This window comes from Janthinobacterium salmonicoloratum, from assembly GCF_051380845.1.
Taxonomy (GTDB): domain Bacteria; phylum Pseudomonadota; class Gammaproteobacteria; order Burkholderiales; family Burkholderiaceae_D; genus Janthinobacterium; species Janthinobacterium lividum_F.
In genome coordinates this window covers 471,885-486,261 of the sequence record NZ_JBNYXV010000003.1, presented here as the reverse complement: position 1 = coordinate 486,261, position 14,377 = coordinate 471,885, and the positions used below count along the sequence as shown (strand labels likewise).

22 protein-coding genes and 1 tRNA gene are annotated in these 14,377 nt (G+C 55.0%); 6 read left to right on the top strand and 17 right to left on the bottom strand.

Annotated features, from left to right (window positions below; all coding sequences use genetic code 11):
* The first annotated feature begins 51 nt into the window (after positions 1–51).
* Positions 52–141, top strand: a tRNA-Ser gene (locus ACQ4WY_RS19050).
* A gap of 299 nt (positions 142–440) precedes the next feature.
* On the opposite strand, the gene ACQ4WY_RS19045 is transcribed toward ACQ4WY_RS19050, so the two are convergent.
* From ACQ4WY_RS19045 to ACQ4WY_RS18975, 15 genes are all read right to left on the bottom strand, one after another.
* Entirely contained in the window at positions 441–845 is a 405-nt protein-coding gene (locus ACQ4WY_RS19045; protein ID WP_436505345.1) for a hypothetical protein, read from the bottom strand.
* 61 nt (positions 846–906) lie between these two features.
* Positions 907–1,194, bottom strand: a complete 288-nt coding sequence (locus ACQ4WY_RS19040; RefSeq protein WP_436505344.1) for a BrnT family toxin — start codon at positions 1,192–1,194, stop codon at positions 907–909.
* Positions 1,195–1,492: 298 nt separating this feature from the next.
* Positions 1,493–2,551 (bottom strand): phage integrase, encoded by a 1,059-nt coding sequence (locus tag ACQ4WY_RS19035; RefSeq protein ID WP_436505343.1) that lies wholly within the window; start codon positions 2,549–2,551, stop codon positions 1,493–1,495.
* A gap of 13 nt (positions 2,552–2,564) precedes the next feature.
* Positions 2,565–2,816, bottom strand: a complete 252-nt coding sequence (locus ACQ4WY_RS19030) for a DUF4224 domain-containing protein (RefSeq protein ID WP_046682344.1) — start codon at positions 2,814–2,816, stop codon at positions 2,565–2,567.
* A gap of 159 nt (positions 2,817–2,975) precedes the next feature.
* Positions 2,976–3,827: a phosphoadenosine phosphosulfate reductase domain-containing protein gene (locus tag ACQ4WY_RS19025; RefSeq protein WP_436505342.1), complete on the bottom strand. Its 852-nt coding sequence runs from the start codon at positions 3,825–3,827 to the stop codon at positions 2,976–2,978.
* On the bottom strand, positions 3,824–4,438 hold the full coding sequence (locus tag ACQ4WY_RS19020) for a hypothetical protein (protein WP_436505456.1): 615 nt from the start codon (positions 4,436–4,438) through the stop codon (positions 3,824–3,826). The genes ACQ4WY_RS19025 and ACQ4WY_RS19020 overlap by 4 nt, the downstream gene beginning before the upstream one ends.
* On the bottom strand, positions 4,435–4,674 hold the full coding sequence (locus tag ACQ4WY_RS19015; protein WP_436505341.1) for a hypothetical protein: 240 nt from the start codon (positions 4,672–4,674) through the stop codon (positions 4,435–4,437). The genes ACQ4WY_RS19020 and ACQ4WY_RS19015 overlap by 4 nt, the downstream gene beginning before the upstream one ends.
* Complete coding sequence (locus tag ACQ4WY_RS19010) at positions 4,668–4,820, bottom strand: hypothetical protein (RefSeq protein WP_436505340.1); 153 nt, start codon at positions 4,818–4,820, stop codon at positions 4,668–4,670. Before ACQ4WY_RS19010 ends, ACQ4WY_RS19015 begins: the two co-directional genes overlap by 7 nt.
* On the bottom strand, positions 4,817–6,655 hold the full coding sequence (locus ACQ4WY_RS19005; protein WP_436505339.1) for a replication endonuclease: 1,839 nt from the start codon (positions 6,653–6,655) through the stop codon (positions 4,817–4,819). Before ACQ4WY_RS19005 ends, ACQ4WY_RS19010 begins: the two co-directional genes overlap by 4 nt.
* Complete coding sequence (locus ACQ4WY_RS19000; RefSeq protein ID WP_034745810.1) at positions 6,645–6,998, bottom strand: hypothetical protein; 354 nt, start codon at positions 6,996–6,998, stop codon at positions 6,645–6,647. The genes ACQ4WY_RS19005 and ACQ4WY_RS19000 overlap by 11 nt, the downstream gene beginning before the upstream one ends.
* A 101-nt stretch (positions 6,999–7,099) precedes the next feature.
* Positions 7,100–7,507: a hypothetical protein gene (locus ACQ4WY_RS18995; RefSeq protein ID WP_436505338.1), complete on the bottom strand. Its 408-nt coding sequence runs from the start codon at positions 7,505–7,507 to the stop codon at positions 7,100–7,102.
* A gap of 119 nt (positions 7,508–7,626) precedes the next feature.
* Positions 7,627–7,890, bottom strand: a complete 264-nt coding sequence (locus ACQ4WY_RS18990; RefSeq protein ID WP_436505337.1) for an Ogr/Delta-like zinc finger protein — start codon at positions 7,888–7,890, stop codon at positions 7,627–7,629.
* The gene (locus ACQ4WY_RS18985) at positions 7,887–8,075 is read right to left on the bottom strand and encodes a hypothetical protein (RefSeq protein ID WP_046682347.1); all 189 of its coding nucleotides are present in this window, start codon (positions 8,073–8,075) and stop codon (positions 7,887–7,889) included. The genes ACQ4WY_RS18990 and ACQ4WY_RS18985 overlap by 4 nt, the downstream gene beginning before the upstream one ends.
* 37 nt (positions 8,076–8,112) lie before the next feature.
* Positions 8,113–8,316, bottom strand: coding sequence for a hypothetical protein (locus tag ACQ4WY_RS18980; protein WP_035820909.1), 204 nt, complete (start codon positions 8,314–8,316; stop codon positions 8,113–8,115).
* 10 nt (positions 8,317–8,326) lie between these two features.
* Positions 8,327–8,530 (bottom strand): ribbon-helix-helix protein, CopG family, encoded by a 204-nt coding sequence (locus ACQ4WY_RS18975; RefSeq protein ID WP_139178462.1) that lies wholly within the window; start codon positions 8,528–8,530, stop codon positions 8,327–8,329.
* Positions 8,531–8,612: 82 nt separating this feature from the next.
* Between ACQ4WY_RS18975 and ACQ4WY_RS18970 the strand changes: the two genes are divergently transcribed.
* The 5 genes from ACQ4WY_RS18970 (at position 8,613) to ACQ4WY_RS18950 (ending at position 12,187) form a co-directional block, all read left to right on the top strand.
* Positions 8,613–9,056 carry a helix-turn-helix domain-containing protein gene (locus ACQ4WY_RS18970; protein WP_436505336.1) on the top strand — a complete coding sequence of 148 codons (444 nt, stop codon included), beginning with the start codon at positions 8,613–8,615 and terminating at the stop codon, positions 9,054–9,056.
* Positions 9,057–9,159: 103 nt separating this feature from the next.
* Positions 9,160–9,717, top strand: coding sequence for a hypothetical protein (locus ACQ4WY_RS18965; RefSeq protein ID WP_436505334.1), 558 nt, complete (start codon positions 9,160–9,162; stop codon positions 9,715–9,717).
* A 379-nt stretch (positions 9,718–10,096) separates the two neighbouring features.
* Entirely contained in the window at positions 10,097–10,867 is a 771-nt protein-coding gene (locus tag ACQ4WY_RS18960) for a hypothetical protein (protein ID WP_436505333.1), read from the top strand.
* A 53-nt stretch (positions 10,868–10,920) separates the two neighbouring features.
* Positions 10,921–11,538 carry an AAA family ATPase gene (locus ACQ4WY_RS18955; protein WP_436505332.1) on the top strand — a complete coding sequence of 206 codons (618 nt, stop codon included), beginning with the start codon at positions 10,921–10,923 and terminating at the stop codon, positions 11,536–11,538.
* A gap of 1 nt (position 11,539) precedes the next feature.
* Entirely contained in the window at positions 11,540–12,187 is a 648-nt protein-coding gene (locus tag ACQ4WY_RS18950; protein ID WP_436505331.1) for an HNH endonuclease, read from the top strand.
* A gap of 303 nt (positions 12,188–12,490) precedes the next feature.
* Here the strand turns inward: ACQ4WY_RS18950 and ACQ4WY_RS18945 are convergent, their stop codons facing one another.
* Both ACQ4WY_RS18945 and ACQ4WY_RS18940 read right to left on the bottom strand, forming a co-directional pair.
* Positions 12,491–13,762 carry a phage late control D family protein gene (locus ACQ4WY_RS18945; protein WP_436505329.1) on the bottom strand — a complete coding sequence of 424 codons (1,272 nt, stop codon included), beginning with the start codon at positions 13,760–13,762 and terminating at the stop codon, positions 12,491–12,493.
* A complete protein-coding gene (locus ACQ4WY_RS18940; protein WP_436505328.1) occupies positions 13,759–14,367 on the bottom strand; it encodes a phage tail protein in 609 nt (202 codons plus the stop codon). Before ACQ4WY_RS18940 ends, ACQ4WY_RS18945 begins: the two co-directional genes overlap by 4 nt.
* Positions 14,368–14,377: the final 10 nt, after the last annotated feature.

Sequence of the window (14,377 nt, the reverse complement as noted above, 5' to 3'; positions counted from 1 at the left end):
CGGTTCTAGCCATTGGTAAGCCACCGACCTTTATGTATAATGCTGCCATCAGGAAGCGTGGCCGAGTGGTTGAAGGCACTAGTCTTGAAAACTAGCGACGGGTTAAACTGTTCGTGAGTTCGAATCTCACCGCTTCCGCCAAAAATATGAGAATAAGCCCTTAATTATCAAGGGCTTATTTTTTTTATGCTGTCGCCTGCAAAATCCCTGATGTAAAACTTCAGTTTCAACTTGGCGACAATTTGCGGAAATGGTTTCCGCAACTCGCCGCTACCGGGTAGGGCGGACAGCCTGGCCAATGCGCCTGTAGACCTTCTCTGTGATGAATTTTTCACCACGCCCTAGCAAAGTGCTCGCGCGGAGGGGAGGGGGCGATGCCAGCGGCCGCGCCAAAAAAATACCCGCAAAATATGCGGGTATTTCTGAATGCACAATATTGATTAAGCTGCTATCTTTTCGTGATGCTTATCCTGGGCTTTCACGCGCTTTGATGCACGCGGAGCTGCTGCGGTTGGCTCCGCGCAACTATCACTCTTCACTTTGCTAACCTCACGGGCTGCTTTTTCATTGGCATACTGAATAGCCATTTTTTTCAGTTCTGCCTCTGCAAACCGCTTCAACGCATCACGCATCAGTGGCTGATAACCCAGTTTGTTAACTTGGGCGATGACCTTAAACTCCTCGATCAACTCCTTTGGCAGACGAATCGAAATCATCTGCATACCCAAGGCATCATCGATCAGCTGGGCCGAATTGGCGGGGGCCAGAACAGCGTGAGCTGAGTCAGACCCCAGTTCGCCATTTTCCCATGCTTCAGCAGTACCGATGATTTTATCCGTTTTCATGAACCTCTCCTTTGTTTGCTATTTAATAACGCCATCTCAGCGTTCAATCGGGTGGCTACCCCTAAGAATTTTTTTCCTCATAGATTGCAATATCTTTCGCGCCCGCATCATATGCGGACTTTATATGAATATTTCCATCTTTCAGTACAAATATTACTTTTAGCGTCCGGCACTGATTTGTTTGTGAAATAAACCACCACGTAGCTGGATCCGTTCGATGATCTTCCCGATCATCTTCAATGCTAATTCCTTCTTGGTTGAAGAAGCATTGTTGTATTTCATTTTCCGAAACGTTGTGCTTTACATCAAGCTTCACTCGGATAGCTGTTGATATTATCAGCGGCGGCATTTTTCACCTCGGTGTCTGTGGCTGTGTATATACACACATTAACGTCATTGGTGATTAAATGCAACAAAATGTATGATTTTTTACTAATTTTTACGCTTGTGTTGGGTACATACTCGTTCTGAAGGAAAGCCAGCTAGTATATACACATACTACGCTACATTCCAGCATTTTGCAGAATAGGTGTGCTCTCCCGCGCGCGGGAGAGCTTCATCTTGCCACCGAAGTGATCGTCATTCCGGCCGTGCGAGGAATACTATGGTGCAGATCTGGTTTGAGTTAGAGACGCCGCTCAGCACCGTTATCGGGTGGGGCGAACAGCCTGGCCAATGCGCCGATAGACCTTTTCCGTGATGACTTTTTCACTATGCCCCAGCAGGGAGCTGGCGGCGCCCAGGTCGGCAATGTCGCTGGCGGAGCGCGCGCGGATATCGCGGAACTGGAAGGCCTTGATGCGGCTGGCCAGCTCCTCGTCGCCAGCTTTTAGCGCCAGTTCCGCTGCAGATTTCCGGGCGCCATCGAAGCGCAGGCGCAAATGCCACTTCTTAACCTGGCAACCATTCGGCAGCGCGACGATGAAGGTGGTGCGCGGCCGGTGCGGGCGCGCGTGGATGCGCTCGATGACCTTCGCCAGCTCGGACTTGATGCCGTCGTGCTCGAGCACGATGCGCAGCAGCTTGTTGCTCTTGCCTTGGCGCACCTGCAACGCCCCATCCTTCAAATCGCCGTCGCGCATCTTGAGCACGTCCGCAGGCCGCTGACCGGTCAGGTAGTTCAGGTCCATGGCGTCCTGCAGCTCTTCACAGCCAGCGTTTCGCACCGCATCCCACACGGCTTTGTCGGCATAGAAGTCGCGCGGCACCTCCTTATTTTTGCGCACGCCCCGGCATGGGTTCTCGCGCTTGGTGTAGCCCCATTCCCGCGCCATATTGAACACATGCGACAGCAACGCGATTTCGCGGTTGGCGCGCACCTTGGCGCTGCGCGCGTCGCGGTAGCGGGCAATGTCCTGCGGCGTGATGGCATCGATGGGCGCGTTGTCGAAGACCGGGCGCAGCTGGCTCAACGAGCTTGAGTTCTCGCGTTGCGTGCTTGGCGCTTTGCCGGGCAGTATGTCCCGGACGTATTGCGCAAACACATACTCCATCAGCGTGGCGTCGGTCGGGACAGGCTTGCACTCGTATTCTGCCCACAGGCGCTTGGCCTCGACCAGATCCGTGCCCAGCGGGTATTCCTTCCTGTTCCCGGCATCGTCCCGGCCGTTGTAGTAGTAGCCGGTCCATGTATCGCCGGACTTGAGCTTGCGCACGCGCCGCAGCATGCGGGGCGGCAGTTTGTAGCCAGTGCTCTTAGGTCGCATAGTTCTCTTTCTATTAACGTACTTTGGACAGGTCTGGCGCCCAGGCCGGCGTGCTCACCAGGCTGGCGGGATTGATGCCGCTCAAGCGCAGCCTGGCGTACAGCCGCCCGATGATGGGCGCGCCGGCGCGGTTCTTGATGAAGGTCCAGCCGTTTTGCTGCAGCCATTTGATCTGATCCACTTTCCGGCAGCAGCCTGAAATGGTTTCCAGTTCTTCAGCAGTCAGGGTTTCGGACTGGATCGAATTGTCAAAAAGATTATTCATTGGGCTGGGCTTTCGTTGTGGCAGGGTGGCATGCCTTGCTTTTGCTCGTCGCCAAGGCGAACGCTTCGGCCTCCGTGTATTGAGGGACTTCGGCGCCAGGTTTACGGTAGTCACGCAGTCTGCAGAATTCTTTGTACTGATCCATTTTTTATGCCCCCTCTAGTCTGTGCAACCGCAATCGGTCAGTGCATCATCGAACGGGAACAATTCACCGTGATTCATCGCCATGTCATACATTGCCTGATAGCTGGGCCGGTCCTTGCGGAACCAGCCGCCAGCACCAGATCCGGACGCCTGGGCGTTCTTTTCCTGCTGTATCCACCACAGGGCGCGGCTGGGCTTTTCCCGGATCAGGGATAGAACCTGGTTGCCGCCTTTCAGGAAGCACAGATCGCAGTTGCCGTGCATCGTCTTGCCGCTCATATTCGGCAGGCCCAGGTCAAAATCTTGTGCTGCCCAAAATGCGCTGACGTCAGCCACGGTCAGGCCGGCCGCCGCCAAGGGCGCTTCTTTTACTTCGTGCTTGCCGTAGTCCTGCGTCGACAGCCTCGCCACGCGCACGGGCTCGTCTGCACGCATGCCGATAAACGTGGTCCACTCGACCAGGCCTATCGACTTCAAATAGCGCTGCATTGGGCGTACCTTGAGTTCCGCCGTGCAAAAGCGCGCCACAGGGTTCGGCAGGAATTTCTTTTCGTCGTGCAGATCGGCGAACGGCTCGCCGCGGCGGCTGGCCGTTGCAAAGTCCACGATGGCAAATTCCTTGCCACGCGCTTCATTGCGAGGACGGTTTTCTATCCAGACGATGGGAACGCCCCAGCGCTCGCCGCAGTCGCGCACGAATTCAAGGGTCGCTTCCTCTTCCTTGCCGGTGTTGGCGAAGCACACCACCACGTCAGCCGGCAGTGTGCCGCCATAGGCCTGAATCGTCATCCACAGCATCATGCCGCTGGTGCGGCCGCCGCTGAACGAAATGACGCCCGGGCCGTCGAACAGGAATGGGTTGTTCATGCGGGCACCATGCAGCGTCGCGCCAGGGAGACCAGCCAATGCGCCAGCTCGGGCGGCGTGTGTTCGCGTTCTGCCTTGCCACATTCCGGCCGCCAGCCTGGATCGCCTTTCCGGCGCCGCTCGCCGGCGCGGTTGCGGCCAGATGGGGCGATCACATGCGAGGCGTCACCCAGGACGATGGGTATGGCCGGTATTTGAGCCGGCGCACAGCCGACGATGTACAGCAAGGTGGCCTTTTCGGCGCGGTGGCCAAACGAGCTTTGGAAAATCGGCAACGTCCAGCCGCCAAATTTGTCCCGCTCGCCGATCGCCGGCAAGCCGCAGTGTGGCCAGAGGGTAGAGCGCTTCGGGTGCTCGAGCACGCCGCCGAACTTGCGCACCTGGGCGACGGCCCACACCGCGAGTTCCTTTTCGTCCGGGCGCGGCTTGGCCAGATGGCGCAGCGTGCCCCAGGAGCGGCAAGGCGGATGCGCGACCACCGGCACGCCACCCGGCCAGGCTCGGGCGTCGCGCTCCGCGTCCCAGGCGTCCACCGCCGGCATGGTTTTGTAGATCGAATTGGCGCGCACGAACAGGGCCGCCACGGCCGGTAATGTGCGTTCCGCTGTCATGCTGGGCACCCGACAGGCGCGGCTGCTTTCTTGACCGCCTCGATGGCGGCCAGCGGTACGGCCCGGAACATGCCCGGCCACTGGTGGTCCAGCTCCACCCACGCATGCAGCTCGCCATTGCCCACGTCGCGGCGCAGGTCGTTGACGGTGCCGGCCTGATAGCCTTCATCGGTATCGAATGTCACGCGGTCGCCCAGGGCGATTTGCCGCGGCGAATTGGTCAGGGTGTTCAGCATTGCGGTACTCCTTTCAATTTGGCAGAAACGCCGCATACGCCGTAGCGGTCGATGGCGTCCAGAATCACGTCGCCGCAACAAGCGGCAATCGCGGCATAGTCAAAGCGTTCGGTTTGCGTGCGAACGATCACGGCATAGATGCTCATGTGCCATTTCCTTCTTGGGGTGGGGTGTCGGGAACGATCAGCCGGGGCCACGGGCAGGCGTTGACGGCCGCCCAGGCGGCAATCAGGGCTGTTTTTGCCTCGTCAGACAGGTCAGGCACGGGCGCCGCCAGCGGCGTGGCCGGGGCAGGGCGGTCGGGGTGCGTACAGTTATTTACACGAGTCCGAGGAACGGCAACCCCAACAGCCACCCCGCGCGCGCCTGTGGCATGTACCGGCGTCCACGTATGGCGTACGGACTTAAAGACCACGCCAATCAAGTCGCTGCAGCGCACGCCGTAGGGCGTGATGCGTTGCGTTTCGCCGTAGCGGCCGATGACGGTTTTTTCGTCCTTGGCCAGGGTGACGACCAATTCCTTGCGCGGCACCAGGGCGCCGCCTTGGGCGCGCAGGTATTCGGCCCAGCAGGCGCGCTTTTCGCCGTCGATCTTTTGCACGGCGTCCCAGGCGCGGCGCATGGCGGCCGGGGCTTCGTTGAGCATGCTTTCCTCGATGCGGCGCAGTTCGCGCCACACGGTGATGGGCGCGCCGCCCCATTGCTGGAATTGGCGGATGCCCCAGCACGCTGCCCAAGACTCGACGCGCGCCGATGGCGTCAGCTCGACATCGCCTTCGGTGTCAGCCGTGACGACGTAGCCTTCTTTGGTCTTGTGCTCGGCCACGCCATCGATGTTCTTGGCCACGTACTTGGCGATGTAGCCGGCGGCGCTGCCCTTGGCCCAGTCGATGCGTTTCACGTCCAGGCGGCGCGCGAAGGCGCCCGGTTCGCCACGGTCCACGCGCCAGGCGTAGCGCTTCATGATGCGGATGGCGCGGCCCGCCACGTCCTGCAGGTGGGCCGTCTTGTATTTCGCGGTCGGGCGCACGAACAGCAGCAGATGCCAATGCGGGCAGCCGTCGTGGTGCGGCTCGGCGATGCGGAAGCCGTACAGGCCGATGCCACGGCGCGCCAGCGCGGAGCGGCACAGCGACGTCATCTTGCCCAGGTAGGCATTCGCCTCGCGCGGCGTGGAGCCGTCGAACTTGTCGTTGGGCTTGCCGCTGTGCTGCATGGCGTGGAAGCGCGATGGGCACGTCCACGTGATGAAAATGCCCTGGTCGCCACACTCGCGGGCGATCTGCTCGAAGCCGTTGATGCGCAGCATCAGCTCGCCCCGGCGGATGGCCTTGTTGGCCGTCGTTTTCTCTGCCAGCTCGGCGATGCTGAATTGCTGGCCGTTCTCGTTCTGCACCAGGGTGGCGGCCAGCGCTGCCGCATTGCGGCGGTTCTGCGCCAGGCGCGACAGCACGGCGTCGTTGCTGGCGTAGGGTTCGCCGCGATAGTTCACGTAGCCCAGGCGGATATTGCCAGCTTCAAAGGCGCGCTTGACGCGCTTGCGCAACTGACGGCGCCACCAGCGGGCGTCCACCAGGCGGGCGATGGTGTCGGCCTGCTCGTCGAACTCGGGCAGCTTGATGCCGTAAGAGGTGCATTCGTCCGCCATGATCTGCAGGGCGTGCGCTTGCGACGTTGCCGACCAGAGCGCCTTGACCACTCCAGCCGCCGCACGCTCGGCGGTGGCCACGATGTCGGCATCGCTTTGCGACAGATCGACGCCGGCCGGCACGTACTGGTCGGCGAACTCGCGCACAAAGCTGGTGGCGACGGACTCATAGACTTTGTACCAGGACGACCAGGCCATTTTTGCCATGGCCGCCGTGATGACGCGGTTGCGCCACTTGAACGGGATACGGGCCAGCTCGGGCGCGAACTGGGCGGATCGCAAAAAAGCTTCGTGACGCTGCGGGGCCGGCAGCAGAATTTGTTTAGATTGCATTCAACAGTCTTTCGTACACACGGATAGCGGCAGAGGTGGCAGCGCGCAGCTCGATGCGCTCTTCCTCGGTAAATGAATGGATGGGTGATTCCCAGCGGTCGGCGTCCATGCCTGCGGCGATCAACACGGAGCGCCGCGCGCCGCGTGGCGACAATCCCCACGCCTGGGCCATGAAGGGCGCCAGGTTGCGCGGCTTGATGCTGCGTAGTTGCGCCTTGGCTTCGGCGATAGCGGCCAGCGCATGCCCGGCGCCTGGTGGCGTCGGCATGTCCTTGTCGCGCGCTGCCAAAATCTCGGCGGCAGGCTGGAAGGACAGGTGGTTGTCGATAAGAGACGCCGGCATGGTTCAGTCCTTGATGAAGCCGATGGCCCGCAGCACGCCGGGGGCAATGACGATCAGGAGCGACAGCAGCCAGACGCCGCAGGTTTTGGCCAGGCGCAGCATCAGCGTGTTCCTTCCTTGGCAAAGTACTTGGCCCAGTAAGTCAGCGTGCGAGACGAACTGGTGCATTGCACGACGCCCGATTCGCTGGCGAACATGTAACGCAGCTCGATAGGCAGCCCGCCGACCAGGGCACGCTGATTGTCCGACAAGAAGAAGCCGCCATGCTGCAGCGCCTGCAGATCGCTCGCGATGAAGGTGAGATTGGCCGCGCCGTAGGTGTGATAGGTCTTGACGATTTCACGGAGGTATTCGGAAAGCTTACCGATACTGGCACTCGTTCCAGCGTGGGCTTGCAGCAGAAAGCAGGTCGGCGCCACCGGCACGACGCATTTTTGCAGGGCCGGGCGGGGCGTAGCCGGCGCCGGGGAAAGGTTTGCATGACTGGTGGCGTGCAGCGTGATTTCCATTGGTTTCCTTATTTTTGGTTGAACGAATCCCGCACGCTCAAAAGGGAGCGCTGCAGGGCACAGCAAAAGAGGGGAGTTACAGCGGCCGGGCTACGGCGGCGCGAGGATCGGGATAGTCATCAGCAGCCCGCAGTCAGGTCGAGGGCCAGCTGGCTGGTGGCCGCCGCGCGCGCATGCTGGGACATCGGGATGCGGATATCCGGCTTGGGCATGGTGGACAGCGAGAGGGTGCGCAGTACTTCCAGGCCTGCCACGAAGGAGTGCCCGCATTCGGGGTTCTGGCACATGTAGGTGATTTCCTTGAACATGGCGGACATCGTGCGGCTTTTGACGGCGCGGACGGTGTTTTCGCAATGCGGGCAGGGCAGGCCGATGACTCTCATTTCAGCTTTCTTTCCACTTGGTACAGGGCGCGACCGCGACCTGTCATGTTTTTTGACTGTATGCGTAAGCGCGACTTGACGAGCCATTCCGCCGCCTGATCGATACTTGCCAGCCCCTGGCGCTGGCGCACGAGTTCCAGCACCGCGCGCTCTTCGTCATTGAGGTTAATTTGATGGTCTGGCATTTTCTGTAACTTTAGAGTTGCTCAAAAGTGACTCGGTTTAAACGCTGCGACGCTGTACGCTGTCGATAGTGGCGTCATCCAAGGCGATCACAGCCAGGGCTTCACGCATCACGATCTGGCGCACCAGCACCGCAAGCTCTTCGCCTTGGTAGTTGGCGATCGAGGAAACGAGCTGGTGCTCGTAATCGTCCAGGCGCAGCATGACGCGGTGGCTGCGGATACGTTTTGCATCGGGGTACATGACGTGGTCCTTAGTGAATGGATTTGGAAGCGAGTTCACGCTTGTAATCGGCGAGGCCGCGCAGGATCAGGAAACGTAGAAACCAGGCACGGGAGCGCTCAAGTTTCTCTGCGTAGCCTTCGACTTCGTCTACCTCGTCAGACGTCAGGCGAACGCCTAGAGGCTTAGTCGTGACGCCCTTGGCCGTGCGCCTCGCTATGGATACGTTTTTCATAATGTTATGATCTGTAATCGCTATGGTATGGCATAACTATGGCTCTCAAATGAGAGCATTGTAAAGAAAAATTTGCGCACAAATGAGATCAATTGGTGAAATACTAAAAGAAGAGCGTCAACGGCTGGGCATGAATCAAGAGGATTTTGCTGCCGTCGGCGGGCTGAAGCGACGCGCACAAACGCTGTATGAGCAAGACGAGCGTGCCCCGGATGCGCTTTACTTACGAGCGTTGGCTGGGATCGGGGTCGATGTCCACTACATACTTACAGGTGAGAGATTGCAATCAGCCGTTACCTCGGATGAGCGAGAATTGTTGGACGGCTATCGAAGTATGGACGTTCGCGGGAAAGCAGGCGTACTTGGGATGATTGGCGGCATGCGCTCGCCAACGCCCCCGTCACAACAAGCGGGGAGTGCCGCACACGTTGAAACCCACGGCAAGATTGGGCAAAATTTCGTGGGCAATATCATTGGGCCGCAAACTTTTAATGTGAGCGGGAACGGGCGGAAAAAGGAAAAATAGTAAAAGAACCACTGCCCTTCTTATGCAGATTATAAATGCTACTTGTTTTCTTTGCATGGATGTATGCGAAAGCACAAATCCAAATTCTAAAAAATACAGTTATATGAATAAAAAAACAATTCTTGGGGTGGTTGGAGTTATTGTGTTAGGCGCGCTAGGTTCAGCACTTTGGGATTTCTCAAAGCCAGTACTGTCTACGTTCATTGCTTCAATTGCGAATTTATCAACGCTGGGGTTTGAATCACTTCGCGATGGCTTTTATGAAAAAGCTGCGCGTTCATTAGGACGCCCGGTTGGGATTGGATACGCTATAACGTTCATTCTTTCTTTGTTTGCACTCTTTTCGGCAGCGATCTTTCATGTACTCTCACTATCTGAAAAATCTAAAATGACTATGGCTGCAAAGAGCTACATGATGATGTGTTTTATGATGGCATTTATTGCTTTCGCCCAATTGTCGCAGCGCACTTATGTAATGCAACTTGCAAATTATTATGAACTTTTGGAAGTTAGGGCGTCGCCATTTATGTCTGATTTAGAAATAAAGAGAACTCGCGCTCTATTTTCCCAAGTCCAGACAAAAAAAGATTTCTTGATCGTCACTGAAATACTTTCAAAAAAACTTCGCGTAGCTGGAGAAATACTGCCGAAAGCACCATGAATTTATCGACATCACCATTCCAGCTGACTCTTAATAGCATTATTAAATAAACGTTTGGGTGCTATTGCGGTGAGTGCAGGGCTGGCATTCGGTCACGACCTCACTCTTGGTGTCCAAACTCACAGTAAACTGTGCTGTACTAATTATTGATACGGCACGCCTAACTATGCTGCGTATGCGTATTGACGCTGCACTCATGCAGAGACTTCAGCTTGAAGATTCGCATAGATGGGCCTGTCTCGGAATTGCGAACTTTACCCTGAAACCCTCGAACCTAGTAAGTGTTATTTATCGCCATTCGAAGATTTTGGTCGTTTAAATAGTTGTCATAATAGTAATTTTAGATCTTTTAAGTTCATATTTTAAGAATGGATAATTAGTGATGCGTTTCCAAATAAATGAAGTGCAAGCCGATGGTGATTGGGTGCCGCTAACAGACCATCGTGTATCAGATAGCCTTGAAAATATATTTACACTAATAGTCGGCCAGAATGCGGTTGGAAAAAGTAGACTGCTTAGGAAGATTGTCAGTAATTACATTTTCCCACAAGTGAGTCGTATTAAATCATCTATAATTCCAATGCATTATTATAATAATTGGTACCCTAAAGTAATAAATAAAGAAAATAAAAATTGGAATTACGAAAATTATTTTGAGATAGGTGATAATCCACCATCATTCAATCCATATTTATATGGAGGCCATAATTTTGATTTAGATGAGGTAAGGGTTTCATCATATTCAATATCATTACCAAGTACTGTAATTGCAGTATCCACTGGACGTCACGATAGATTTCCATCAGCGGCTAATGTCAAAGACAAAGAATTGATGGCGGAATATCGCTATATAGGTACTGATCAGTTTTCAAAGAATAGTATTTCATCAAGTCTAATATCATTACTCGAAGGACTTTTGCAAGGCAGACAAAATCTCCATAAGCTCAGCGATATATTTGAGTATCTTGGTTTTGCACCTTACTTAGATGTAAAATTATCTCTTGATAAAAAGCAATACTCGAAACTTAAAGATGAAGAGCGTCGTGAGTTACATAATGAATCTAATCAACCTCTACTAGATTTTTTAATGGGGGAAGGTTCTCGATTTCATAATAATTATTTGCCAGGGGGGGATTTTTTGATCAATTAAAAACTCGTTCAAAAACCCACATAGAACTTGATTTCTGGGATCACTCACTTGGCATGAAACATCATACAATTTTTGAGTTAATTCCATTTCTCAAATTTGGATTAATAAGAATATCTGATATTACTTTAATTTCTTTGCGCAATAAAGCTCGATTACGATTAAGCCAGGCAAGTTCCGGTCAGCAATGCATGCTGACAATTATGCTGGGTATCGCAGGAGCGATAAAGAATGGAGCACTTATATGTATTGATGAACCAGAAATTAGCTTGCATCCACAATGGCAAACGAACTTGGTCAAGCAGTTGCAAGAAGTTTTTTCCAATTTTAGTGGTTGTCATTTTGTAATTGCCACTCATTCACCTCAGATTGTATCAGGACTTACAAGTGCAAATGGATATGTTTTAAATTTAGAAGAAAAGAAACTTTATCACTCAATTGAATATGCAAAGCGATCTGCAGATTTTCAGTTGGCACAAGTTTTCCATACCCCGGGTCAAAATAACGAGTACCTTTTACGGATCACACTCTTATTGCTAACAAAGCTCGCACGGCGCGAAGACCTTAATCACGAAGACCAACAGTACATAAAAATGCTTGTGGCTGTTCGTAAAAATATGAGCGATGCAGATCCGGTTTATCATCTTATCGGTCAAGTGGAGGCGCTGTCTTAAGATGAAGCCAATTAATTTTGATGGAGTAGATGCGAATTATGTTGGGTCGTACAATGGTATTGACCACGAGATTTGGAATCATACAAAAGGCCCTATTGTTGCTCTGAGACATTCGATTCGAGCACATTATTTAATTGAGCAGAAATTTAGGTGTGCATATTGCCGAATGGGAAAAAAAGAAAGTCATGGCTTAAGTTGGGACGTAGAGCACATTATCCCGAAATCTACTCATCCAAAATATTTATTTGAACCTGAAAACCTTGCGTTAGCTTGTAAAGAGTGTAATTTGAGTAAATTGAATAAAGGGGTTCTGGTAAAAAATATAGCGGATAATGCTGAATACCCTCGCGTGCCTGGCGCATTCACTATCATTCATCCACACTATGATACATACTCAGATCATATAGAAATTGCTGTTCTTGCCCAGAAGGTTTCACATCGACCAAAAAATAGGGGGAAGGGGAAGGAGACATTCATTATTTGTGATCTTGTTAGATTTTCATATGCGTTTGCTGAATGGGAAGATTTCAACTATGCAATTGTCAAAGAGTTCAGTGATTACATTAAACGCTGCCCGGGTGATGCAACTAAAGATGATATTGTGAGATTTATGAGCACGTTAAATTTTACTGTCGAAACCGACTTTTAATTTAGCATTATAGTTAATCTAAATGCCAGCGTCCGTAAATGGAGGCACACGATGCTTAGGATAATTCTTAATGCATCCGGGTTTTTCCTGCTTTTGGAAGGCCCCTTGCGGACTGATGTGTTGAAGAAGTCGAGCGGCTCCAATTTCGGGAGGCCCCAGACCTCCAAACAGTCGGTGATCGTTCAATGGCGGCGGTTCTGGCCAGTCAAGGCTGGCAGAATTTCTATCTAAATATCAACGTACCCGCGTTTTTCAACACAATTGGACAACAGCGGACGTTGAGCGAACGTCAAAGAGGTGCGTTCAAGTTGTTTCTATGCTATTTACTGCTTTCGGGAGTTCCCTAGACTCTTCGCTATTTTCATGAATGATCTCGCGCAGTTCCGTGATTTGCTGCCAAGCCAGCTTCGCCGCTCGCTTGGCAGCCTGCTTGCTCTTGTAAATATGCTCCAGCGTCTTGAGCGTGCCCGTGGCACCAGCCTGCTCTTGCCCCGCCTTTTTCTTCTTCGCCGCCACGTCCTTCCACTTTGCCACCACGCCCGTGATGCCTTCGTCCGGGTCTTTCTCGTCCTCGCGCTCGGCCTCGACCGCTTCCGTCTTGGTTTCAAACTCCACGCGCGTGGTAAAGCCGTTGCCGCCCAGGCTGTGCGTGACCTTGACCGATAGCCAGTCGGTGGCGTCGATCTCGGGCTTGAAGCCTTGCACTGTCACAGGCGATTGGGGGAACACGGCCGGGTTGCCTAGGGCCAGATTCATTTCAAAGGTGGCCAAGCCGCGCAGGATGCGCTGCCATTCGGCGACGGCCGCCGCGCGTGCGTCCGTTTCGTTGGCGAAGGTGGTGCGCAGGCGCTTGCTGTTGCCGGGCACGCCGGCCACCACGCTGCGGCGGCGCGCGTAGCGCTCGTCGTGCCAGAAGGCGCGCACGCCCGTGTAGGCGTCGCTTTCGGCGCTGTGGTAGCGGTGGCCGTCGCCCAGGGCGCGCATGATGGGGATGACGGGCAGCGCCTTGCCGCTGGCAGTGCGGCTCTGGTTGATGGGGATGAAGAGCAAAGTGTCGTTCTTGACGGTGGCCACCGCGTCGTATTTCCTGCCCAGCCGGCGCAGGAAGGCCGCATCGCTTTCGTGGGTCTGGTCGATGTGCTCGATGGCCGTGTCGCGCAGGCGCGCCGACACGCCCGACGCCAGCTCGTTGCGAAAAGCAATCGCTTCGATGATGGCTCCCAGGGTGGTCTTGTGAAAGCTGTGTTCCTGCTGCTGCTTGAAGGTGTCGATCAGGTTGGCCGACCTGGCGCGCAGGGTGATGGTGTCGGGCGCGCCGCTGTGCTCCACCTCGTCCACGGTGAACTTGCCCATATCCACCAGGCCCGACGCTTGCCAGCCCAGCGCCAGGGCGATCTGCGCGCCGCGCGGCGGCAGGGCCAGCTTGCCGTCGCTGTCATCGAGCGAAATATCGAGCTGGTCGCTCTCGTCGCCACGGCACAGGGTCAAGGTCAGGTTGACTAGCCGCGGTGAGACGATGGCCGTCAAATCCTTGTCCTCAATGCTGACCTTGAAGGCGGGGATATGCTCGCTCATTTGAACTTGTCCGCCGCGCTTCCGATGGCGCCGCTGATGCTGCCGCCGATCTTGTCTTTCATGTCGCTGACCACGCCGCCGTATTTCGAAGTGATGCCGCCGACCACATTGCCGACCACGCTGCCTACGGCACTCTTTGCCGCGCCGGCGATGCTGCTGGTCATGCCGTCGATACTGAGCATGTTTTTCAGGTCACCGATGTCGCCCAGGCCGACCATGGCCAGCACGCCGTCGTCGTCGCGCTTGAGCGCAATCGAGAACTCGACGCGGCGCGCGCCGCCGCTGCCGTCCAGGATGGTGCGCCCCTCCGTCATGCTGGTGATGCGATAGGAGCCGAGAATGCGGCCCGTGCCCTGGATCAAAATCCACGATTTACCGGTGTCGGCCATCATGCGCAGGGCATCGAGCGAGTACAGGGAGCCGGTCAGTTCCGGTGCCACCCAGCCCGACAGGGTAATCGTGTCGTCGCCGGGCCCCACGTACTGGTGCGCGTCGCGCAGGCCCACGCGCGCCGTGCTGGCGTGCTTCCATTCCGTTTGCCGCCGCAGTTCGTGATAGGCCAGCGTTGGCAGGCTGAAGACGAACATTCCTAAAATCATCATCATGGTGGTTATT